The sequence below is a fragment of the Ruoffia sp. FAM 24228 genome (assembly GCF_045528575.1).
Taxonomy (GTDB): domain Bacteria; phylum Bacillota; class Bacilli; order Lactobacillales; family Aerococcaceae; genus Ruoffia; species Ruoffia halotolerans.
The window spans coordinates 1-22,388 of sequence record NZ_JBGQQZ010000021.1 but is presented as its reverse complement, the minus strand read 5'-3'; the positions used below and the strand labels follow the sequence as shown (position 1 = coordinate 22,388).

Here is a 22,388-nt window from a genome sequence, read left to right as displayed (position 1 = left end):
CTTGTCAGAAGTTAAAACACCAATTATTGGGAACGTCCACTCGACTGAAAGTTTCGGATCAGTTGACGGACCAGGGATACGATTCATCTCTTTTATGCAAGGATGTCGTCTACGCTGTCAGTTTTGTCATAATCCGGATACTTGGAATATGCGTGGGGGAACACCTTATACTCCGCAAGAATTATTCGATGAAGCCATACAATACCGTTCTTTTTGGGGTAATAGCGGCGGGGTAACTGTAAGTGGGGGAGAACCTTTACTTCAAATCGAATTTCTGATTGAATATTTCAAAATTTGTAAAGCACATGGTGTCCACACAACGATTGATACGTGTGGCGCGCCCTTTACTTTAGAGGAGCCATTCCGCTCACAATTTGAAGAACTGATGAAGTATACTGATCTGTTCTTATTTGATATTAAGCATATTGATCCAAAAGGTCATGCGAAATTAACAGGCGTGCGCAATGAGAATATCATGCAAATGGCTGAGTTACTTTCAGAGTTGAATATACCTGTTTGGATTCGACACGTACTTGTTCCAACGCGTACGGATTACGATGAGTATCTGATTCGATTAGGCGATTATGTTGAAACTTTATCAAATGTTCGCAAGTTCGAGGTGCTTCCATATCATAAACTAGGTGTCTACAAATATGAGGCACTTGGAATTAAATACCGTTTGGAAGGAGTCGAACCACCGACTGCAGAACGGGTCGAGAATGCTAAAAGATTGTTGAGAACAGAACGCTACAAAGGATATTTAGATGATTAAATAAATCGACATAATTAAAGCGTAACACTTTAAAACAGTGTTGCGCTTTTTTATGTATTTCTAGCAAATATTAGCAGTTAAAGAATGGAAATATTAATATCAATAAAACAACATCAATGTTGTTATATAACAGAACCTTAAACATGTTCAATTAATCACATTAATAGATTCGTCATTGAATGAAACAGCATAGATAACTGTTACAACACTTAATAAAAAACTATTATAGTAGCATTTTTAACAACAAACCTCTTTACTTTCATTTGTGAAAAGAGTAACATGTAATCAAAGATAAAGAAAAGGGGAGCGTAACAATGACGGAATTAATTGAAAAAGAAGTTATTGGAAATGTTAATTACATGATTAATGGTTTAGTAGAAAAAGGTTTGGTTGCTTTAGAGGAGTTCGATCAATTTAATCAAGAGCAAATTGATCACATAGTAGCGAAAGCTTCGGTTGCAGCTTTAGATCAACATGGTACTTTAGCAAGACATGCGGTTGAAGAAACTGGCCGTGGTGTATTTGAAGACAAGGCGACAAAGAACTTATTTGCTTGTGAGCACGTTGTAAATTATATGCGGGATATGAAGACTGTTGGTGTTATCAGTGATGATGAAGTGACGGGGATCACAGAAATTGCTGAACCTGTTGGAGTTATTTGCGCCATCACTCCGACAACGAATCCGACGTCGACAACTATTTTCAAAGCGCTCATCGCATTAAAAACTCGTAACCCAATCATTTTTTCATTTCACCCGGCAGCACTTGAGTCATCGGCTCACGCTGCTCAAATCGTTCGAGATGCAGCGATTGAAGCAGGTGCACCAGAAAACTGTGTACAGTGGATTACAGAACCATCGTTAGATGCAACGAATGCATTAATGAATCACGATGGGGTTGCAACAATCTTAGCCACTGGTGGAAATGCCATGGTTAAATCAGCTTACTCATGTGGTAAGCCAGCTTTAGGAGTAGGGGCAGGAAATGTACCAGCTTACGTTGAAAAGACAGCAAACGTTAAGCAAGCAGCTTATGACATCGTATTAAGTAAATCATTCGATAACGGAATGGTATGTGCTTCTGAACAAGCCACAATTGTTGATAAAGAAATCTATAAAGAATTTAAAGATGAATTAGTAAGCTATCATGCTTATATCGTAAATTCAAAAGAGAAAGCACTATTAGAGGAATTTTGTTTCGGTTCTAAAGCATTCAGTGAAAACTGTGCTGGCGCAAAATTAAATAATGAAATTGTTGGGAAACCAGCGACATGGATTGCAGAACAAGCAGGTTTCACCGTTCCGGAAGAAACAAATATTCTAGTGGCAGAGGTGTCAGAAGTTGGACCAAACGAACCATTAACGCGCGAAAAACTATCTCCAGTCTTAGCCTTATTGAAATCAGAAACAACTGAAGATGGAATTCAAAAAGCTGCACAAATGGTTGAGTTCTTTGGATTAGGTCACTCAGCTGCGATTCATACACAAGACCAAGAATTAGCAAATGAATTCGGCCGTCAAGTTAAAGCCATTCGAGTTATTTGGAACTCTCCTTCAACATTCGGGGGAATCGGAGATGTATACAATGCTTTCATCCCATCATTAACTCTAGGTTGCGGATCATACGGACGCAACTCAGTTGGTGGAAACGTCGGAGCATTGAATTTACTTAACATTAAAACAGTTGGGAGACGACGCAATAACATGCAATGGTTTAAAGTACCTTCAAAAATCTATTTCGAACGTGACTCAATCCAATATTTAAAAACAATGGCTGATGTTGAACGTGTCATGATTATTACGGATGAATCAATGATGAAACTCGGCTTTACTCAAAGAATTATCGACCAACTTGAGGCGCGCCAAAACAAAGTAAATTACCAAATCTTCCATAACGTTGAGCCAGATCCAGATATTACAACTGTTAGAAGTGGAGCTGAAGCGATGGCTCAATTCCAACCCGATACAATTATAGCCCTAGGTGGTGGATCTGTTATGGATGCGGCTAAAGTCATGTGGTTATTCTACGAACAACCAGAAGTAGACTTTAGAGATTTAGTTCAAAAATTCCTAGACATTCGTAAAAGAGCAGTTAAGTTCCCAGAACTTGGGTCTAAAGCGAAGTATGTAGGTATTCCAACGACATCAGGAACAGGATCTGAAGTGACACCATTTGCGGTTATCTCTGATAAAAAAAATAATATGAAATACCCATTAGCGGACTATTCATTACTACCAACAGTCGCAATTGTAGATCCTGCTTTAGTTGAGACTGTACCAGATTTTGTTACAGCTGATACAGGGATGGACGTGTTAACACACGCAATCGAAGCGTATGTATCAGTGATGGCTAACGACTTTACTGATGGACTGGCTTTACAAGCAATTAAGATTGTATTCGAAAACTTAGAAGCTTCAGTAAAATATAATGATCCAGAAGCACGTGAAAGAATGCATAACGCTTCAACTATGGCGGGTATGGCATTTGGTAATGCCTTCTTAGGAATTAACCACTCAATGGCTCATAAGATTGGTGGAGTTTTCCATACAGTTCACGGTCGAACAAATGCGATTTTACTTCCATTCGTTATTCGCTATAACGGAACCCGACCAGCGAAACAGGCGAACTGGCCAAAATACAATTACTACAAAGCAGATGTAAAATACCAAGACATCGCTAAATTAATCGGACTTGATGCAAAAACTCCAGAAGAAGGAGTAAAAAACTTAGCACAAGCTGTGTTCGAACTTGGAGAACGTGTTGGAATTCAAATGAGTCTAAAAGACCAGGGCGTTGATGAATCTGCCTTCATGGATAAAACAGAAGATATCGCCTACTTAGCCTTTGAGGACCAATGTACACCAGTGAATCCACGCTTAGCTTTAGTAAATGAAATGCAAGAAATCCTTGAAGATGCATATTATGGATATAAAGAAAGACAAGCAAACTACAATTAATAGTATCCGACGCATCAAGTAATACCTAAATTTGATCCCCTTTTATACACGTATATGCCTTGCTTGCGCAAGTAAGGCATATACGTTTTTTGGTTTTGAGTTGTACCTAGCTAGAAGAATAAAAATAAATTGTTCCAGTTGAGGCGCTTAACTGGAAGAAAAAAACCAATTGTTCCAGCTGAGGCGATTAACCGGAAGAATAAAAACCAATTGTTCCAGCTGAGGTGCTTAACTGGAAGAATAAAAACCAATTGTTCTAGCTGAGGTGCTTAACTGGAAGAATAAAAACCAATTGTTCCAGCTGAGGTGCTTAACTGGAAGAATAAAAATAAATTGTTCCAGCTGAGGCGCTTAACTAGAAGAATAAAAACTAATTGTTCCAGCTGAGGCGCTTAACTGGAAGAATATAAACTAATTCTTCCACTTGTTGAGGTAAGCTTATTCACGCTTATCTTTGAAATCAAGCATTTTCTCCTTTTAGTATGGACTTATATATATTAAGATAGTGATATAAAGTGAAGAAAATGAAGGAGAGGGTATTATGTCACACGCTTTACCTAATATTGGAAAAGTTGCTACCAAAGCACTTCAAACTATTGATGTCACACAACTTGAGGAAGTGGCTGCTTTTAGTAAAGATGAATTATTAAAGCTACATGGAATGGGACAAAAGTCGATCAACATATTAGAATCTGCCTTAACTGAAAGTAATTTAACTTTTAGTGACGCTGAAGCACATCCATATAAGCCAGATTTTTTATTGTTAGGTGATTTAAGTTGTGACAATGCGCCGAAAAGACGTGTTATTAGAGACTTTGTCGTAGGACTTTTTGTTGGAAAGCAATCTAATCTAGAGGAAACACTTAATCCTGCTGTAGAAACGGAAATTAACGGCGACCAAACAATAAATGGGATTGATGAATTAATCACTTATTTTGATAAAAAAGATATACAGTTAAGTAGTTTAAACTTACTGAGTATTTTATCCCATGGGAAATATGGAGCAGCGGATGGTGTTATTATTGCAAAACCAGGACAGAGAATACATTTTGCTTCATTTTATACATTTGAAAATACAAAAAAAGAAGCTTTAATTAAAGCAATTAGATTTTATATGATTGAAGAAGTTGAATAAGTGAGCATAATATTAACAAAATACGAGGTGCATAATGGGAAGCAATGAGGATAAAGAACTAAGGGTTATAGTGAATGATGAAGTGTCTGACGTAAATCAAGTCAATCAAGCGATACTTAAGATAGATGGTCAAGAATATGTACTAAAGTCAAATAATCATTCAAGCAATCATCAAAAACTTGCTTTACGTTATTTCTTAATACCAGCAGTGATTGGAACTTTGATATATTTTCTTTTTTTCAATTCGCGAGAGCAATTATTTATTCAATTAATGGGACGTATTTCGATTGCGAGTGCGATATTGCTGATTGGGTCGATAAGTGGAGTCATTACTTTTGCGATTGCTTTTATCGTAGGTAAAAGAAAAAAATTAGCCAATTTGGAGAATATCTATTGGCGGAATGTTCCAACGATATTATTATCTTTCGCCATCATCATTGCTTTAGCTATATTATTCTTTTTCTACCTCTTAGGTTTATTATTTGAAGGTTTAGTTTTAGATATTTACTTATCAACCTTACTGACTTTTATCTTTATATCGATTATTAATTATGTCATGATCAGTTTTGTGATGGTCCTTTCGCCGTCTTTAATGACCAAATTATTAGTTGTGGTCATTTTAAGTGGTGTGATTATCTCAATGATTACCAACAGTGAGGCACAGTGGTGGCAGCGAAATTTAAGTTTCTTAGGAACACAAGAGGCGAGCGGTGCTTGGCAATTTAACTTCACTTTGATGCTGTCTGCGTTTATGATGATTGCTTTAGTGGATTATTTATTTGTTGGTTAAAGAAGATTTATCCAAAACACCGTCCACTAACAATTCTAAGAATATTACTGACGATTACAGCAATTTGCCTAGGACTTGTTGGTTATTTCCCAAGTGATGGACCGGGAAATATGCCTAAATATCATAACCAATCTGCAGCCATGCTAGTATATATGATTATCGCGATGATTATCGGAATTAAGTGGTTTGTGCCTAAGGTGTCACGAGAATTTGTGATTACATCTTATGTGTTAGGCATTATGTTGTTCGTTGTTACTTATTATTATTTAACAGGCTGGTATATTACTTTAACAGGATTTGAAATAGTTTCATTTATTCTTGCCTTTACTTGGTTGATGCTACTATTACAAACACTTGAAAAAGCAAGTCGAGAGCCCATCCCCGTTTATGACGTAGATATTGAGGTTAAGAAAGAAACAGAATCAAAAACATAATTAGATTGAATTCATTCAATAATATAGGATAATAAGATTATGAGATTTCTCATAGTCTTTTTTGTTTGTTATTGAAAGGAGGGTTTGATAATGAGAAAGGTTTGGAAATGTTTAGTATTCTTTCTTTGTATTTTCTTTGCAATGACTGGCGCACAAGCGTCTAAAGCGGAGTCAGATTTGAGATTATGGGTTGTGACTGATATCCATCATTTATCACCTAGCTTATATGTTGAAGGGCCCCGCATTCAGAAATTACAAGATACTGGTGCTGGTTTGGAAATTCTTTACTCCAATGAACGACTTGAAGCCCTTGCTTATCAAATCGAACAGGCAGAACAGCAACCGAATGTTTTATTAGTTGCAGGTGATTTGACTTTAAACGGAGAGTATCAAAGTTTAGTCGAACTTCAGAAAGTATTTGCGAAAATCGAAGCTTTAGGTACGGAAGTTTTTGTGATACCTGGCAATCATGATATTAACAATGGATGGGCAAGTTCATTTACTGATAGTAGAGCTGTGAGGGATAAACAAATTACTCCCGTAGAATTTCAAAAATTAATGAATTCCTTTGGTTATGGAGAAGCAACTTACCAAGATGATGCGAGTTTAAGTTATATTACCCAATTAATAAGCGATCATTGGTTAGTAATGTTAGATAGTAATATTTATCACGGAGAAGGCAGTGACCAACCGCCCGTGTCTAAAGGAGAATTGAGAGACGAAACCCTCATTTGGTTGGAGGATAAATTAAGGACTATTACGGAAGCGGACGTTGAAGTGACGGTTGTTTTACACCATAGTTCTATTCCGCATTTTGAATTGATGGGTCAGAATTTTGTTGTGGGTAATCATGATAGGTTGAAGAATATTTTAGAAAAATATCAAATACCTGTAACATTGAGTGGGCATATGCATGCCCAACATATCGCGCAAGAAGGGCAAGTGACTGACATTGCGACAGGAGCGTTTGCTGTTCAACCGAGTGTGATTGGCGAGGTTGTGATTGATAATAACCAGAAGTCGTATCAACAAATAAAATTAGATATGGTTGCTTGGGCAAAAGAGACTAAGACAGAAGATCCAAATTTACTCGATTATGATACTTACCTTAAACAAGTCTTTACTAAAGCTAATGAGAAATTGGATTCTAATAAAGATCAAAATGATGAATTAAGACAATTAACACAGGAATTAAATTTAGCTTTCTTTGCTGGAAATATCTCTAATATTTGGGAAGCAACTGTCTCTGCTTATGAAGATACATTCGAGAAATTGATTAGTCCAGATACAGAGTCGATGAACCGTTATCTACAAGTTTTAATGGATCAAGCAAATTATAATCATCAAGAGTTTACATGGTAATTTAGTATACATGCGCTTATGACGCACATATCAAACGGACAGAAGGGACAACATCATGGTCGAAACAATTATTAAAGCAGCAGTACTAGTATCAATTATCATATTGGCAAATGTCTTAACAACTCGAGGCTACTTTATCAGAGAAAGAGATTTTGATACGATTTCTAAATTAATTTTTTATCTAACGTTACCGAGTGCAATCATTTCAAATTTAAATGGATTGAGCTTTCCACCAACACTGATTGTTATTAGTATTATTGGATTTTTATGTAATTGGGTGTATATTATATTCTCGCATTTGTTAGGTAAAACGCCAACAGAGAAAGGCTTTTTAATGTTGAATATGAATGGTTATAATATTGGAAACTTTTCTTTACCTTTTATTTCTTTCTTTTTCTCTGAAGTAGCGATTTTAGCAGTGAGCTTGTTCGATGCCGGAAGTGCCTTCATGGTTTTAGGTGGAAACTACGGTATGGCAAAGAGTGTCAGGGACGGAGAGAGTAAGGTGAATATTGGGTATATCTTTCGCACGATGATGAGTTCACCTTCAGTTATTGTGTATATTGTGATGATAATCCTATCGCTTTTTTCACTGCAATTACCAAGTTTTGTTACGGATGTGACCCAAATTATTGGGAATGGGAATACGTTCTTGTCGATGTTTATGATTGGTGTTGCCTTAGATTTAAGGATTCATAAGGAACATGTCCGGCTCTTAATTAAGACATTATCTGGTCGTTATGTTGTAGCAGCAGGGATTTCAGCATTGTTATATTTTTTCTTGCCATTTAGTTTAGAAATTCGGCAAACATTAGCGATTCTTGCCTTTGCGCCGGTTTCAGGCGTTGCAACAATGTATACACGGATGTATGGGGAGAATTTTGAATTATCAGCGATTATAAATTCATTATCTATCATCATTTCTATCATTATTATGTCAACATTATTAGTTGTCTGGCAAGTGTAAAAATAACTCCATATTGTAATGAAACTGTTCGTAATCGCTAATAAAAACATGGTATAGTGTATATACATATAGAGGGGGGATTTAATGGATAAATTAGGCCGTTTGGATCGAATGGTCATGAAGTACGTTATTTTAGCTGCAGTATTTATTCTAGTTATTTTTAATTATCAGCACATTTTCGCTGGTTTGAGAGAGCTTTGGGATATAATTTCTCCTGTTGTTTATGGATTTGTATTTGCATATATTTTGAATTTAATTATGGTGATGTATGAGGGGTTCTGGTTTCCAGAAACGGATAATGAGCTACTTATTCGTGCAAGACGTCCAGTATCGATATTACTGGCACTGATTACAGTTATTATTGTTATTGTTCTAGTGTTATGGCTCATCATTCCACAATTAATCTCCCTAGTACAAACTTTATTAGAAAACCTACCATTAATGGTTGAATATATTCAAAGGTGGATTGAGGATTTAGAAGAAATTTATCCTCAAATTGATACATTGATAAATAATTTAAACATTAATTGGGAAAGTATTGCCCGAGATGCGGCAAGTTTTGCTAATAACATTCTAGGGTCAACGTTTACGACATTCCAATTATTAACTTCATCTTTATTTAGATTAGTTGTTATATTAGTTGTCGCAATTCACGCCTTATTTTCAAAAGAGAAAATACAAAGACAAGTTAAACGCGTACTGCGTGCTTACATGAAGAGAGACCACTTCCGTCGTTTGAAGTATGTTTTAAGAGTGACGAATGAATCATTCTCTAGTTTTATTACGGGAATGTTAATCGAAGCGATTATTTATGGTACGTTAGTAACGGTGGGGATGATGATATTTAACTTCCCATATGCGGGTATGATTGGAGCACTCTCTGGGGCACTGGCCTTAGTACCAATGGTTGGGGCTATCTTATCAGCTGTTATTGGAACGATGTTAATCTTCGTTCAAAACCCGATTCAAGGACTCTTTTTCCTTCTATTCAATATCGTACTGCAACAGCTTGAAAGTAATGCGATTTATCCAAGAATTGTTGGTGGATCCATTGGGTTACCAGGAATTTGGACTTTCATAGCGGTAACGATTGGTGGGGGGATCTTAGGACCTGCCGGTTTCTTCTTAGGGGTGCCTATTGCATCGGTCATATATAAACTTATTCGTTCGAATGTTGAATACAAAGAACATTACTATGAGTTAGATCATGGAAGTGAATTAACATTTTAATTTAAAAGTTTAAACCTAATGATTAGCCTAGTTGCTGTCATTAGGTTTTTATATTTACATTGATTAATGTTGTATCCTAAAAACTTTTAACATATACTTACGTAAGAAATAAATAAAGTAGGAGGAACACGTTTGTGAAAGATATGACGTCGGGAACACCGATCAAACAAATTCTATTATTTTCTATACCTTTAATTATAGGCAATATATTTCAATTGTTATACAACATGGTGGATACCTTCATTGTCGGACGGACGTTGGGCGTGAATGCTCTAGCAGGTATTGGTGCAGCAGGGAGTGTCATGTTCTTTGTGGTTGGTTTCTCGCAAGGGTTCACTGCTGGAATGGCGATTCCAACGGCGCAAGCGTACGGGGCACGTGATTATGAAAAGGTCAGTCGAAGTGTCGCAATCAATGGGGTACTATCGACTTTAGTCGTTATTGTGATGACGGCATTGAGTATGTTTTTCTTATGGGATATTCTTTATTTAATGAATACGCCGGCTGAAATCATTCAGTACACCTATGATTATTTAATTATTATCTTTGGATTTATGACTATTACAATTCTATTCAATATGTTAAGTAACTTAATGAGAGCTTTAGGAGATAGTCGGACACCGGTGATTGCTTTAGTCATTGCGGTTGTGATTAACATTATCTTAGATTATATCTTTATCCTAGTTTTTGATATGGGAGTAGCTGGGGTAGCGACTGCGACAATGGTATCACAATTAATCGCCTCTTTAATTTGCTTATTCTATATTCAGAAGAAAGTTTATTTATTAAAAGTTAAAGCAAGACATTTTAAGATGCGTAAAGATGAAGTGATTCAACATTGCCGGATTGGATTCCCAATGGCATTTCAATCTTCAATTATTGCGATTGGATCAATGTCTGTAACAATCGCCTTAAATACATTAGGAGCTGAAGCCGTTGCAGGTTACTCAGCATCTCAAAAGATTGATCAAATTGTCGTCTTCGTTCTAATGTCATTCGGAGTATCAATGGCCACGTATGTTGGACAAAACTTCGGTGCCAAAAAATACGACCGTATCTTAAGAGGCGTAAAGCAAGTGCTTGTTCTTTCGATATCAGTGTCAATACTCTTTTCAGTTACTTTATTCTTATTCGGTGGAGAATTAACGAGTGTCTTCGGAGACAGTTCTTCCAAAGAAGTTCTGAGAAGTTACGGACAGTACTTTTTCCAATTAACCGGTCCATTTTATTGGATTTTAGCGATTCTCTTTATCCTTCGTTACACTCTGCAAGGTTTGGGAGATAGTTTTATCCCGACAGTCGCAGGAGTGATGGAATTAACGATGAGAATCATTGCGGCGTTTGGTTTAAGTGGGCTTATTGGCTTTGCCGGTCCAGTTATATCTAATCCAATGGCTTGGTTGGGTGCTGTGCTAGCCTTAGTTCCAGCTTACTATAGACGCAACAAGAAGTTAGTTAAATTACAACAGCAAAAAGCAACTCAATAAAGTTTAGTCAGTCGATGCATTGAATGCACCGGCTGATTTTTTATTATTTTAGAAAATATTATATAAAATGGCTTGACCTTGACGTAACGTTAAGGTGTAATCTGTATGAAGAGGTGAGGAAATGAGTTATTCAATTGGAGAATTAGCAAAACTAGCCGGGATTAGCACAAGAACATTGCGTCATTATGATGCGATTGATTTGTTAAAACCTGCGTATGTCGAAGAGAATGGGTACCGAGTTTATAGTGAAGACGAAGTGAAAATGTTGCAACAAATAATGTTTTACCGAGAATTTGGTATCACATTAGAGGAAATTCATGCGATGGTTAATTCTTCAGAATTTGATCGTCTTAAAGCATTGGAAACACATTATCAACACCTAAAATCGGAAAAAGACCGTATTAGTCAATTGATGGATACAGTCGAAAACACAATTAAAATATACAAGGAGGACTTAACAATGTCTAAAAAAGAATTTGAAGGCTTTAAAAAACAACAAATTAAAGCTAATGAAGAAAAATATGGTGATGATATCATTAATTCATCAAATAAAAAATTCGGAAATTTAACGCAAGAACAGTACGAACATATAGAAAAGCTTAATGAAGAAATCAGTGAAGCTCTAGTAAATGCCGTACCAGAATGGAAACCTGAAAGTGCAGAAGGGCAACGAGTTACTGAATTACATAAAGAATGGCTAATCATGGTTTGGCCAGATGATCTATACTCTGAAGAAGCACACATTAGCCTAGCTCAAATGTATACACAAGATGAGCGTTTCAAGAAATACTATGAAGATATTACTGAAGGCGCAGCGGATTACTTATACGAAGCAATCAAGGTATTTTACAATAAATAAGCGAAGACTGTAAATATTTAGAAATATCGAGGCCTATGCTATACTTGTCTATAGTAACAATCTGAAGTGAGGATGGATAGAGATGAGTCATAGAAATAAAGGGTTTTTAGTAGCGATGTTATTCGCGATGCTATTCACCCCAATAAGCATAGCAGCATCAGAAAGTAGTTCTAGTACAAGTGATGAAGAACTGGAACAAGTAGAATTAAGTGAAGAGGATAAAGTGAATTATATTCGCTGGTTTGGAGCCTATGACGATCTGCCCCAAATACCTTTAGATGAATTAAAGTCTACGTTTGAGACGTTCATTTCCGAAGGTTCAACCGACATGACTAAAGAAGAAGTCATTGAATTAGCGGGCGAGCCTACCGAAACATTTGATGCAGGTGCAAGTGAATTCTTATTGTATTATCCAATGAATGATGAAGAATCAGCTATTCTATATGCACAAATCTTCTCAGAAGAAAAGGCAGCGGAAGCAAGTAGTGGACAGGCAGCTTCGACAGAATCTGTTGAAAGTACAGAAACAGAAGAGGGCTTTGCTGCGGCTTATTTAACAGAAGTGAATTTATTGTTAGTGAATGAGACGGCCTTTGAGCCCTTAAACATTACTTTAGAAGAAATTGAAACTTGGCAAGATTCAGAGTGTGACAATCGTGAGTTTACTACATTTGAAGAGTTACAGGAATTAATTGGTGAGCCATCAGAGATAACTTATCGATTCGAAGATGAAAGTTGGCTGTATGCTTGGATTCGAAATAGTGAAGAAACTGACTCAATAGATTACGTCATGGCTGAAGTCGATGCTGACGGTAATATTGTGGAACTCAATACAATTGAAGATAGCGAAGAGAGCAGCGAAAGTGTCGAGATTTCGAGCCTAGATGAATTTAACAACACTGACGAAACAGCTGAATAAGCAGTTTGAACTAATTAGCGCTTAGGTTTACAACAATCATTGTGTAGGCCTAAGCGTTTTTTAAAATAAATGAATAAGGGAGTCATGAATATGAATCGAATTAACTTAGTTGCTTTAGGTGTCAAAAATATTGGTAAGGCAATGGAATTCTACAAAGAAATCGACTTTAAAACCAATGAAGAGGCTAATAACCCACCGACTGTAATTTTTGATAAGGATGGAAAAAAATAGAGTTATTCTCACAGGAAGATTTAGCCAATGAAATAAATCCAACCAACCCTTCAGTCATTAATACAGGTTTTAGTGGAATCACATTAGCAATCAACTTTAAAACTAAAGTTGAAGTGGATGAATTTGTTAAACTGGTTGAGTCTGCTGGTGGGCTGATCGCGAAATATCCTAAACCTACGGATTGGGGCGGGTATAGTGGTTACTTCCAAGATCTTGACGGTTATTATTGGGAAGTTGCATATGGTGATAGCTGGAAGTTCGATGATAATAACATGCTAGTCATAGAATAATAAGTGTTGATTGAAGGAGCTGTGGTTGCAGCTCATTTTTCGTTGGGAAAATGGGTAAACCTGCATTCGGATTCAATTTGAGTACTCAATTCCAGCTAAATACGCATTCGAATTCAATTCGAGTCCTAGATTACGACTAAACACGCATTCGAAAAAATCCGAGTACTCGATTCCAGCTATATACTGGTCCTATAAACGTGGACAACTAGAGACATGTCCGATTCATTCGTGGACTAAGTTCATTTCTGTCATTATCATCGTAGACAGAGTTTTATTGCACAAAAAAATATCATCTCCAATCCTTTCACATCGCAGTTACTTACAATTGTAAATAAATAATATTTATGAAAACGTTAAAAAAATCCTCGACTAACACAATATATGTGATATTATTATTAAGTGAACACTATATATTGTGTTGAAGGAGGATGGAAATGGAGCAAACATTTAAAGGTATTAAGGAAAATATAACAAATACAATCGTTATCAAACGAGATGGGCGAGTTGTAAACTTTAATCCGAATAAGATAAAAGCAGCGATTAACAAAGCATTTACTCATGTATATTCAAGCGAGGATGCTGAAATATCGGAATTAGTTAAAGACATCATCACTAAACTATCAAATAGATATGGTCAAGAATTGACGATTAATCAAATACAGCGAGTAACAGAAGAGGTACTAGTGGCCTCTAAATACAATGAAGTTGCCCAGGCCTATATTAGCTACCGGGTACAAAGAGAACAAGAACGCATGTTATCTGTTGATATCAATGAAAGTATTAAAGCCCTAACTGCAAAAGAAAGTACACTAGTGAATGAGAATGCGAATAAAGATAGTCGTGTCTTTAATACACAAAGAGATTTGACTGCAGGTGTCACGGCTAAAGCAATTGGGTTAAAGATGCTTCCTCCTCATGTAGCTAACGCTCATGTAAAAGGACAAATTCACTACCATGATTTGGACTATCAACCATATGCACCGATGACAAATTGTAGTTTGATTGATTTTGAAACAATGTTTAATGAAGGATTTACAATAGGAAATGCCCAAGTCGAGTCACCCCAATCGATCCAAACGGCTACGGCACAAATGGCTCAAATCATTGCCAACGTTGCAAGTAGTCAGTACGGAGGAACTAGTGCAAACCGAATTGATGAGATTTTAGCTCCTTATGCAGAGAAAAATTATCATAAGAATTTAAAGATGGCGCATGAGTGGATTGAAGATGAGGATAAACAAAAAGCATTTGCGATGAGTAAGACGAAAAAAGATATTTATGATGCGATGCAAAGTTTGGAATATGAAATTAATACACTTTATACTTCTCAAGGACAAACGCCTTTTACGACACTTGGCTTTGGTCTAGGGACTTCATGGATTGAAAGGGAAATCCAATTTGCCATTTTGAAAGTTAGATTAGAGGGCTTGGGTAGCGAGAAAAGAACTGCCATTTTCCCTAAACTTGTCTTTACTCTAAGAGACGGAGTGAACTTAAAAGAAGCAGATCCGAATTATGACATCAAACAGTTAGCAATTGAATGTACTGCTAAACGAATGTACCCGGATGTTCTAATGCATGACAAATTAGTTGAATTAACAGGCAGCTTTAAAGTGCCAATGGGGTGCCGCTCATTTCTGCAAGGATGGAAAGATGACAATGGAAATGAAGTCAATGACGGTCGTATGAACTTAGGGGTTGTCACATTAAATTTACCGAGAATAGCGATTGAATCTAGCGAGAACAAAGAGCAATTTTGGTCAATATTAGAGGAAAGACTCGATATTATGACTGACGCTTTAGTATATCGCGTTGAAAGAGTGAAGGAAGCTTTACCAGAGAATGCCCCCATCTTATATCAATATGGAGCATTTGGTGAACGATTGAATGAAGACGAATCCGTTGATAAATTATTTAAAAACAAACGCGCAACAGTATCACTAGGCTATATAGGTCTATATGAAGTGGCAACTGCTTTTTATAGTCCCGATTGGGAAGGGAATAAAGAAGCTAAAGATTTTACACTAGAAGTAATTAAAACTCTTAAAGCCAAGGCAGACGAGCTAGGTGAACAGTACGGCTATCACTTCAGTGTGTACAGCACTCCTTCAGAGAGTTTAACAGACCGATTCTGTCGGATGGATAAAGAACGATTTGGATTGATTCCTAGTATTACCGATAAAGATTATTATACGAATTCTTTCCATTATGATGTCAGAAAAAATCCAACCCCCTTTGAGAAAATAGAATTCGAAAAAGACTATCCACAATACTGTAGTGGCGGGTTTATTCATTACTGTGAGTATCCGAATATGCGCCAAAATTTAAAAGCGTTAGAAACAGTTTGGGACTTTGCTTATGACAAGATTGGTTATTTAGGAACAAATACACCGATTGATCATTGTTATGAATGTGACTTTGATGGTGAATTTGAAGCGACCGAACGCGGTTTTAAATGCCCACAATGTGGCAATCAGAATCCTGACACCTCAGATGTAGTAAAGAGAACGTGTGGTTATTTAGGAAATCCACAGAAAAGACCCATGGTGCGTGGAAGACATAAAGAAATTAACGCACGGGTGAAACACATTCCCGATAGCATTTTGAAATTGAAACGCAATCAGAAAGCGAAATTAGCAAACGACTCAAGGAGCGTACTCGAATGAAAAATCCCAAACCAAAAGAATGGTTAGCTGAAGATTTAAGTCTAGGTAAGATTGCGGATTACAAACCGTATAATTTTGTGGATGGTGAAGGAGTCAGATGCAGCCTTTACGTCAGTGGCTGCCCCTTTGCCTGTATCGGTTGTTACAACCGTGTCGCACAAAACTTTAATTACGGTACACCTTATACGCAAGAACTAGAAGAGCGAATCATTGAAGACCTCGCTGCATCATACTGCCAAGGCTTAACATTACTAGGTGGAGAGCCTATGTTAAATACTAATATCGTAGTCCCTTTATGTAGATCAATCCGAGAAAAATACCAACAAACAAAAGATATTTGGTCATGGACGGGTTACACATGGGAAGAATTACTGTTGGAATCAGAGGATAAGTTAGAACTATTATCATTAATTGATGTGCTAGTCGATGGTCGTTTTGACATTAATAAAAAAGACCTCACAAGGCAATTCAGAGGCAGTACGAATCAACGCATTATCGATGTCCAAGAAAGTTTGGCTCAAGGAGAAGTTGTGCTTTGGACACAATCGAATGGACAACCATATTATTGATAAACAAAACAACAGTTCGAAAAAATCGGACTGTTGTTTTTTGTTTCTTATAAAGCATCTTTGAAAAAGGCAGTACCTACACGTATGAAAGTAGCTCCTTCTGAAACAGCGATGGGATAGTCTTGGCTCATGCCCATGCTAACTTCTGTACAAGGAGCATTTGTAAAGTTACTTTGTTCCACTTCAACTTGTAACTCTTTTAAAAAGCGGAAATATTCATGAATTTCCTCTTGGCTGGCATCAATAGGAGCCATTGTCATTAGGCCAATGATATTTAACTTATCATATGCTTCTAACTCTTTTAAAGTGTCAGCCAACGCGTCGGGTTGGAAACCAGATTTACTATCTTCACCACTCACATTAACTTGAATGAAACAGTTAACCGGCTGCTCAGCGCGTTTTTGAATTTCTTTTGCTAAAGAGAGACGGTCCAGAGAGTGGAGGTAATCAATATCATTAATAATCTTCTTCACTTGTCTCGTTTGTAAATTACCAATAAAATGCCATTGAATCTCGTCATTAATATCTGCTAAATTTTCATATTTCTTTAAGAATACATCGGGGCGATTCTCCCCAAAGTGTTTTACTCCAAGAGCGTGCAAATCACGCATCGTTTTTTCATCAACGGTCTTAGTGACTGCAACTACAGTAGGTTCATCGTTTCCAGCGGGTAGATGATTTTCAATCGTTTCTTGAATTACATTGATATTTGTTTTTAACGTTTGTTTCATTGTCACTTCGTTCACCAATCCTTTAATTATTCCTCTATTGAATTTATCAATAATGGTGGAGTGTGTCAATTTGAAGACATTCAAACGAATTCAAGAATAATCCTTGAATTGAACAAATATCCATGTTAGTATTATTTCGAAGTCGAGATAACACTTCATTGATCACTAATAAAAGTGAAAGACTTGACCTCTAAATTGATTCATGTTAATGTTAATTCGAAATCGAGATGTAAACATTTAAAGTAAAATTTTAAATGCTTTTGCTCGGTTATAATTATTAACTTATAATTCGAAAACGAGATAATAAAATATGAACAATCTTTTAGGAGGAGCAACAATGAACAGAACCGATGAATCATTAAAAGCATTTGTAGGGATCCAAAGAACAAGCGAAACTTTAGATAGAACAGTTAGAAATGACTCAAGAAAACACGGTCTAAACTTAAATGAGTTTGCCGTACTAGAATTATTATTGAATAAAGGGCCACAACCCATTCAACAAATAAAAGAGAAAATTCTAATTGCGAGCAGCAGTACTACTTACTTAATTGATAAATTATGTGAAAAGGGACTTGTTGAGCGAATTGTAAATGAACAAGATCGTCGTATCATTCGGGCCTCTTTAACACCTAGCGGGAAAGAGTTAATTGAACGCATCTTCCCATCGCATGCTGAATTGATTAGAGAATCATTTGATAAATTATCGGATGATGAACTCACACAACTACGGTTCTTATTGAAGAAAATGAACGGCATAGACAACAAATAAAGGAGCATTTTATTATGACGAACAATTTTGAACTTAAAGGAATTCACCACGTTACAGCGATTACGAATAGTGCTGAAAGAAACTATAAATTTATCACAGATATTTTAGGTATGCGTTTAGTTAAAAAGACAGTAAACCAAGATGATATCCAAACGTATCATACATTCTTTGCGGATGACATCGGATCACCAGGAACGGATTTAACATTCTTTGATTTTCCGAATATTCCTTCAGGAACTTATGGATCAAACTCAATTTCGCGTATTGGCTTACGTGTTCCTAACGATGCAGCATTAGAATACTACTTAAACCGTTTTGAAGAATTTGATGTAAAACACGGCGAAATTGAAGATTTATTCGGTACGAAAGTTTTAGAATTTGAAGAAGAAGATGGGCAGCGCTACCGTTTATTCTCAGATGAGAATAATGAAGGGGTAGAGGCTGGAACACCATGGCAAGATGGACCAGTACCAACAGATAAAGCTATCTACGGGCTTGGACCGATTGAAATTACTGTAAGTTATTTTGATGACTTCAAACAATTATTACAAGTAATCTATAATATGAAACCAATGATTGAAGAAGAGGAAGTTGCAGTCTTTGAAGTTGGTGAAGGTGGAAACGGTGGTCGTGTTATCTTACGTAAAGATGAGGAAACACCCGTTGGAATCCAAGGTTACGGAGAAGTTCACCACGTTTCATTTAGAGTTGAAGACCATGCAGCAATTAAATCATGGGAAGCAAAATATGACCAAATCGGTGTTCGCCACTCTGGTTGGGTAGATCGTTTCTTCTTTGAAGCACTATATGCACGAATTGGCCACATCTTAATTGAAATCTCTACAGATGGACCAGGATTCATGGGCGACGAACCATATGAAACATTAGGAGAAAAATTATCATTACCGCCATTCTTAGAAGAAAAACGTGACGAAATCGAAGCATCTGTACGTCCATTTGATACAACGCGCAATAAATAATAGCCAGGCGACTTTGAAATCATTAATACAATATAAGGAGCTGATAATATGGAACCGGTGAAACATTTACACCATATTACTGCGATTGCAGGTCCACCTCAAGAAAATGTACACTTTTATCGTGATGTTTTAGGCTTAAAATTAATTAAGCAAACAGTTAATTTTGACGATGTAAATACATATCATTTTTATTTCTCAAATAAGGGTATGGATGATGGAACAATCTTAACGTTCTTCCCATGGGATACGCGTAATCGTGGTGTTAAAGGTAGTGGGCAAGTTGGAAGAATTGCTTTCTCAGTACCTAATGGGTCATTAGAACATTGGAAGAAACATTTAGAAACTCATGATGTTATTTTTGAAGAATCGAATATGTTTGGAAATCGTGGAATTATCTTTGAAGATAACCATACTTTACGCCTAGCAATCGTCGAAACTGATGAAGAGAATAATGATTCAGATATCTTAGGTTTCTACGGCGTGGAGTTGCTATCAAGCCAACCAGAAGCAACAAGAGATACATTACGTAACCAACTCGGTTTAGAGGAATTAGAAGCCACATTAGAATTTTTCCACTTAGAAACAGTGGGAGAACAACGTCATCACATTATTATACCTAAAGAAGCACCAGCGAGAGGTAGAGACGGTGTTGGAACAGTTCATCACGTGGCTTGGTCAATGGAAGACGATCTTAAACAGCAAGAATGGCGTGAATACCTACAAGATGAAGGATTCCACGTGACAGATGTTAAGGATCGTAATTACTTTAAAGCGATGTACATGCGAGAAAAAGGCCATGTTCTATTCGAATATGCGACCGATGGACCTGGCTTTGCTGTCGATGAACCTGTGGATGCCTTAGGACAAAAGCTCATGCTCCCAGAACAATATGAAAGTCAGCGTGAAGAAATCGAGCGAACATTACCAAAAGTCGAATTATAGGAGGGGTTTATGCATTTTTTTAAAGCAGATAATATGTCCTCAAAGGACAATAAAAAGAAATTAGCAGGAACAATTATACCAAGGCCGATTGCATTAGTGATGACGCAATCTGATGAAGTCATTAATATTGCACCTTTTAGTTACTTTAATATTGTTTCTAACAACCCACCTCTCATTTCGATTGCGATACAACGATCGAATGGTGAACTAAAAGACACTTCAAGAAATATTCTCGCAAAGAAAGAAGCGACGGTTCATGTTGTAGATGAGCGAATCGTAAACGATGCAAATGCAACATCAGCAACATTGCCTGCAGATGAGAGTGAGTTAAGTGTATCAAACTTTAACTTAATTGACTCAAAATTGATTGGCACACCAGGGATTAAAGAAGCCCTCGTCCGCTATGAGACACAGTTGTATAAAGCTGTTGAAATTACGGATGCATCAGGGTTAATCGTTGCGGATTTAATCATCCTAGAGGTGATTGGTTTCCATCTTGCAGAAAAGATTTACGATGTTGACACAGGCTATATTATAGCAGACAAACTGAAACCTGTGAGTCGATTAGCCGGTGCGGATTATGCCAAATTAGGTACGCAATTTGATTTAGTCCGACCAGATTAAAGGAGTTAATAATTTATGGAACATATCTTTAGAGAAGGAAAAGCAAACCATCCTGTATTCATTATGTTACATGGAACGGGTGGAAATGAAACAAATTTATTACCCTTAGGTGAGATTTTAGATCCTGAGGCAGCAATCTTAGCCATCCGTGGAGATGTTGTAGAGAATGGCATGTTACGCTACTTTAAACGTAAAGAAGAAGGCGTATATGATGTTGAAGACTTAAATCAACGCGGAGAAGCTTTACATCAGTTTATCGTTGAATCGAGTAAAGAATATAACTTTAATTTAGATGATGCAGTCTTTGTTGGCTTTTCAAACGGATCAAACATTGCAATGAATATCTTATTAAGAGAAGACAGTCAAGTGAATAAAGGGACACTCTTTGCACCAATGTATCCAGTGGACGTGTCTCATAATACAAAAGATATGAAAGATGTTTCAATTTATTTATCAATGGGAGAAAATGATCCCATCGTTTCGTTAAATGATAGCGAGAATGTTGTTGATATCTTCGAGACACGCGGCGCAGAAGTCACAACGTTTTGGGTAAATTCCCATGAGTTAAATGGTGAAACAGCTATGCAAGCAAAAGCTTGGTTAAATAAAGTTTTTAAATAATATAATAAAAGAGGGACGAGATCATAATAGAACTCGTTCCTCTGTTTGTTTGTGAATAAATTTGCTTTGAACTAAGTGAAATATCTGTTCAATGATAAAGAACAGCAAGATAGATACTAAAATTGAGCCCGGATAATAAAAGATAATAGGTACGGAAGAAAAGATGGGTTTATCTCTAAGATAAAAGTAATTACCATTAACAATTGGATTAAATAACGCCACGAAGACAAAGTATACTAAAAACAATAGAATGACACGCTTACGTGCGGATGCATAAACTTTATAGTTATAGGCAATCATACCGTAGAAGGGTAGTAGCAATGTAATAACATGATTCGTTAAAAAACTTACCCCTCTAGGATGCGTAATCGGTTCAATGTTTGATGGTACTAAGAAACTTAACCAAGCAAACACTGAGAAATAGGCAACGATGTTAAATAATTTTTCAGATTTAGTAAATAAGAAAATGATACCTAGAATGGTATTAATCCGACTAATGTGGAAGGGTAAGGATTCTTGTAATGTAAATTCACCGAGTAGGACATAAGAACCGTATAATAAAATTTGTTGAAGGATTGAAATAGTCACAATGTATTTTGAAATAGTATTGCGGTGGTCTCTAACATACGATTGATTCATAAATAAGAGGCAGGTAAAGAAAATTAAAACAGCAATATATAATAAATGATTCGGACCAAGAATTTGAATGTACTCCATGTTAGTTACTTACCTCGCTTTATAATATATTAGTTATAAAAAAATAGTTTAATATGCATTCATTTTAAGAATCTCATTTCTTTTTGTCAAACTTATTTTTCATTTGTACTTTTAGATCCTGAATAATTCATAGCTCTATAATTTAAGCTGGTTTCTTGAATAAATTAATCGTTCTTGGAAAAATTGGGAATTTTTCTACAAAATAGTGAGTTCTCGAAGTAGATTTTAACTAAATGAACCTTCTTACGATTCTCTTGTTTGTTTGAAGGCATACTTCTCCCTTGTAGACGATTGATTCAAAAAATTAACGTGATGACTGATTTAAATCCATTGACT

22 protein-coding genes are annotated in these 22,388 nt (G+C 36.4%); 20 read left to right on the top strand and 2 right to left on the bottom strand.

Annotation, left to right across the window (positions count from 1 at the left end):
* Window position 1 precedes the first annotated feature (1 nt).
* The 15 genes from pflA (at window position 2) to nrdG (ending at window position 16,668) form a co-directional block, all read left to right on the top strand.
* Window positions 2-772: a pyruvate formate-lyase-activating protein gene (gene pflA, locus ACEN33_RS05310; RefSeq protein WP_407090230.1), complete on the top strand. Its 771-nt coding sequence runs from the start codon at window positions 2-4 to the stop codon at window positions 770-772.
* A gap of 314 nt (window positions 773-1,086) precedes the next feature.
* On the top strand, window positions 1,087-3,729 hold the full coding sequence (adhE, locus tag ACEN33_RS05305) for a bifunctional acetaldehyde-CoA/alcohol dehydrogenase (protein WP_407094696.1): 2,643 nt from the start codon (window positions 1,087-1,089) through the stop codon (window positions 3,727-3,729).
* Between the two features lie 541 nt (window positions 3,730-4,270).
* The gene (locus tag ACEN33_RS05300) at window positions 4,271-4,864 is read left to right on the top strand and encodes a hypothetical protein (protein ID WP_407090228.1); all 594 of its coding nucleotides are present in this window, start codon (window positions 4,271-4,273) and stop codon (window positions 4,862-4,864) included.
* Window positions 4,865-4,898: 34 nt separating this feature from the next.
* Entirely contained in the window at window positions 4,899-5,654 is a 756-nt protein-coding gene (locus ACEN33_RS05295; protein ID WP_407094695.1) for a hypothetical protein, read from the top strand.
* A gap of 110 nt (window positions 5,655-5,764) precedes the next feature.
* On the top strand, window positions 5,765-6,088 hold the full coding sequence (locus tag ACEN33_RS05290; RefSeq protein ID WP_407094694.1) for a hypothetical protein: 324 nt from the start codon (window positions 5,765-5,767) through the stop codon (window positions 6,086-6,088).
* Between the two features lie 90 nt (window positions 6,089-6,178).
* A complete protein-coding gene (locus ACEN33_RS05285; protein ID WP_407094693.1) occupies window positions 6,179-7,450 on the top strand; it encodes a metallophosphoesterase in 1,272 nt (423 codons plus the stop codon).
* Window positions 7,451-7,505: 55 nt separating this feature from the next.
* Window positions 7,506-8,417, top strand: a complete 912-nt coding sequence (locus ACEN33_RS05280) for an AEC family transporter (protein ID WP_407094692.1) — start codon at window positions 7,506-7,508, stop codon at window positions 8,415-8,417.
* An 84-nt stretch (window positions 8,418-8,501) separates the two neighbouring features.
* Window positions 8,502-9,647 carry an AI-2E family transporter gene (locus ACEN33_RS05275; protein ID WP_407090224.1) on the top strand — a complete coding sequence of 382 codons (1,146 nt, stop codon included), beginning with the start codon at window positions 8,502-8,504 and terminating at the stop codon, window positions 9,645-9,647.
* Window positions 9,648-9,790: 143 nt separating this feature from the next.
* Complete coding sequence (locus ACEN33_RS05270; RefSeq protein WP_407094700.1) at window positions 9,791-11,134, top strand: MATE family efflux transporter; 1,344 nt, start codon at window positions 9,791-9,793, stop codon at window positions 11,132-11,134.
* Between the two features lie 121 nt (window positions 11,135-11,255).
* Window positions 11,256-11,993: a MerR family transcriptional regulator gene (locus ACEN33_RS05265; protein ID WP_407093915.1), complete on the top strand. Its 738-nt coding sequence runs from the start codon at window positions 11,256-11,258 to the stop codon at window positions 11,991-11,993.
* 82 nt (window positions 11,994-12,075) lie between these two features.
* Entirely contained in the window at window positions 12,076-12,912 is an 837-nt protein-coding gene (locus ACEN33_RS05260; RefSeq protein WP_407094691.1) for a hypothetical protein, read from the top strand.
* A 90-nt stretch (window positions 12,913-13,002) separates the two neighbouring features.
* Window positions 13,003-13,143 carry a hypothetical protein gene (locus ACEN33_RS05255; RefSeq protein ID WP_407093917.1) on the top strand — a complete coding sequence of 47 codons (141 nt, stop codon included), beginning with the start codon at window positions 13,003-13,005 and terminating at the stop codon, window positions 13,141-13,143.
* A 113-nt stretch (window positions 13,144-13,256) separates the two neighbouring features.
* Entirely contained in the window at window positions 13,257-13,433 is a 177-nt protein-coding gene (locus ACEN33_RS05250; protein ID WP_407093918.1) for a hypothetical protein, read from the top strand.
* A 434-nt stretch (window positions 13,434-13,867) separates the two neighbouring features.
* Window positions 13,868-16,099 carry an anaerobic ribonucleoside-triphosphate reductase gene (nrdD, locus tag ACEN33_RS05245; RefSeq protein WP_407094690.1) on the top strand — a complete coding sequence of 744 codons (2,232 nt, stop codon included), beginning with the start codon at window positions 13,868-13,870 and terminating at the stop codon, window positions 16,097-16,099.
* On the top strand, window positions 16,096-16,668 hold the full coding sequence (gene nrdG / locus ACEN33_RS05240) for an anaerobic ribonucleoside-triphosphate reductase activating protein (protein WP_407090423.1): 573 nt from the start codon (window positions 16,096-16,098) through the stop codon (window positions 16,666-16,668). The genes nrdD and nrdG overlap by 4 nt, the downstream gene beginning before the upstream one ends.
* Before the next feature lie 47 nt (window positions 16,669-16,715).
* On the opposite strand, the gene ACEN33_RS05235 is transcribed toward nrdG, so the two are convergent.
* The gene (locus ACEN33_RS05235; protein WP_407090422.1) at window positions 16,716-17,399 is read right to left on the bottom strand and encodes a YggS family pyridoxal phosphate-dependent enzyme; all 684 of its coding nucleotides are present in this window, start codon (window positions 17,397-17,399) and stop codon (window positions 16,716-16,718) included.
* 337 nt (window positions 17,400-17,736) lie between these two features.
* On the opposite strand from ACEN33_RS05235, the gene ACEN33_RS05230 reads away from it, so the two are divergent.
* Genes ACEN33_RS05230 through ACEN33_RS05210 form a run of 5 tightly spaced genes read left to right on the top strand, consistent with a single transcriptional unit; the run spans window position 17,737 to window position 21,335 of the window.
* The gene (locus tag ACEN33_RS05230; protein WP_407090421.1) at window positions 17,737-18,168 is read left to right on the top strand and encodes a MarR family winged helix-turn-helix transcriptional regulator; all 432 of its coding nucleotides are present in this window, start codon (window positions 17,737-17,739) and stop codon (window positions 18,166-18,168) included.
* 14 nt (window positions 18,169-18,182) lie between these two features.
* Window positions 18,183-19,148, top strand: a complete 966-nt coding sequence (locus ACEN33_RS05225; protein ID WP_338489516.1) for a VOC family protein — start codon at window positions 18,183-18,185, stop codon at window positions 19,146-19,148.
* Window positions 19,149-19,196: 48 nt separating this feature from the next.
* On the top strand, window positions 19,197-20,090 hold the full coding sequence (locus ACEN33_RS05220; protein WP_407094689.1) for a ring-cleaving dioxygenase: 894 nt from the start codon (window positions 19,197-19,199) through the stop codon (window positions 20,088-20,090).
* Between the two features lie 9 nt (window positions 20,091-20,099).
* Window positions 20,100-20,714 (top strand): flavin reductase family protein, encoded by a 615-nt coding sequence (locus ACEN33_RS05215; RefSeq protein ID WP_407094688.1) that lies wholly within the window; start codon window positions 20,100-20,102, stop codon window positions 20,712-20,714.
* 15 nt (window positions 20,715-20,729) lie between these two features.
* Complete coding sequence (locus tag ACEN33_RS05210) at window positions 20,730-21,335, top strand: alpha/beta hydrolase (RefSeq protein ID WP_138404009.1); 606 nt, start codon at window positions 20,730-20,732, stop codon at window positions 21,333-21,335.
* 21 nt (window positions 21,336-21,356) lie between these two features.
* Here the strand turns inward: ACEN33_RS05210 and ACEN33_RS05205 are convergent, their stop codons facing one another.
* A complete protein-coding gene (locus ACEN33_RS05205; protein ID WP_138404010.1) occupies window positions 21,357-22,052 on the bottom strand; it encodes a TIGR02206 family membrane protein in 696 nt (231 codons plus the stop codon).
* Window positions 22,053-22,388: the final 336 nt, after the last annotated feature.

Bases quoted from the DNA above. Each gene is read 5' to 3' on its own strand.
- ACEN33_RS05275 (WP_407090224.1), top strand. From the start codon at position 8,502: ATGGATAAATTAGGCCGTTTGGATCGAATGGTCATGAAGTACGTTATT.
- ACEN33_RS05205 (WP_138404010.1), bottom strand. From the start codon at position 22,052: ATGGAGTACATTCAAATTCTTGGTCCGAATCATTTATTATATATTGCT.
- ACEN33_RS05210 (WP_138404009.1), top strand. From the start codon at position 20,730: ATGGAACATATCTTTAGAGAAGGAAAAGCAAACCATCCTGTATTCATT.
- ACEN33_RS05260 (WP_407094691.1), top strand. From the start codon at position 12,076: ATGAGTCATAGAAATAAAGGGTTTTTAGTAGCGATGTTATTCGCGATG.
- ACEN33_RS05295 (WP_407094695.1), top strand. From the start codon at position 4,899: ATGGGAAGCAATGAGGATAAAGAACTAAGGGTTATAGTGAATGATGAA.
- ACEN33_RS05215 (WP_407094688.1), top strand. From the start codon at position 20,100: ATGCATTTTTTTAAAGCAGATAATATGTCCTCAAAGGACAATAAAAAG.
- ACEN33_RS05235 (WP_407090422.1), bottom strand. From the start codon at position 17,399: ATGAAACAAACGTTAAAAACAAATATCAATGTAATTCAAGAAACGATT.
- nrdG (WP_407090423.1), top strand. From the start codon at position 16,096: ATGAAAAATCCCAAACCAAAAGAATGGTTAGCTGAAGATTTAAGTCTA.
- ACEN33_RS05265 (WP_407093915.1), top strand. From the start codon at position 11,256: ATGAGTTATTCAATTGGAGAATTAGCAAAACTAGCCGGGATTAGCACA.
- ACEN33_RS05230 (WP_407090421.1), top strand. From the start codon at position 17,737: ATGAACAGAACCGATGAATCATTAAAAGCATTTGTAGGGATCCAAAGA.
- ACEN33_RS05280 (WP_407094692.1), top strand. From the start codon at position 7,506: ATGGTCGAAACAATTATTAAAGCAGCAGTACTAGTATCAATTATCATA.
- ACEN33_RS05255 (WP_407093917.1), top strand. From the start codon at position 13,003: ATGAATCGAATTAACTTAGTTGCTTTAGGTGTCAAAAATATTGGTAAG.
- ACEN33_RS05225 (WP_338489516.1), top strand. From the start codon at position 18,183: ATGACGAACAATTTTGAACTTAAAGGAATTCACCACGTTACAGCGATT.
- ACEN33_RS05290 (WP_407094694.1), top strand. From the start codon at position 5,765: ATGCCTAAATATCATAACCAATCTGCAGCCATGCTAGTATATATGATT.
- adhE (WP_407094696.1), top strand. From the start codon at position 1,087: ATGACGGAATTAATTGAAAAAGAAGTTATTGGAAATGTTAATTACATG.
- nrdD (WP_407094690.1), top strand. From the start codon at position 13,868: ATGGAGCAAACATTTAAAGGTATTAAGGAAAATATAACAAATACAATC.
- ACEN33_RS05270 (WP_407094700.1), top strand. From the start codon at position 9,791: ATGACGTCGGGAACACCGATCAAACAAATTCTATTATTTTCTATACCT.
- ACEN33_RS05285 (WP_407094693.1), top strand. From the start codon at position 6,179: ATGAGAAAGGTTTGGAAATGTTTAGTATTCTTTCTTTGTATTTTCTTT.
- ACEN33_RS05300 (WP_407090228.1), top strand. From the start codon at position 4,271: ATGTCACACGCTTTACCTAATATTGGAAAAGTTGCTACCAAAGCACTT.
- ACEN33_RS05220 (WP_407094689.1), top strand. From the start codon at position 19,197: ATGGAACCGGTGAAACATTTACACCATATTACTGCGATTGCAGGTCCA.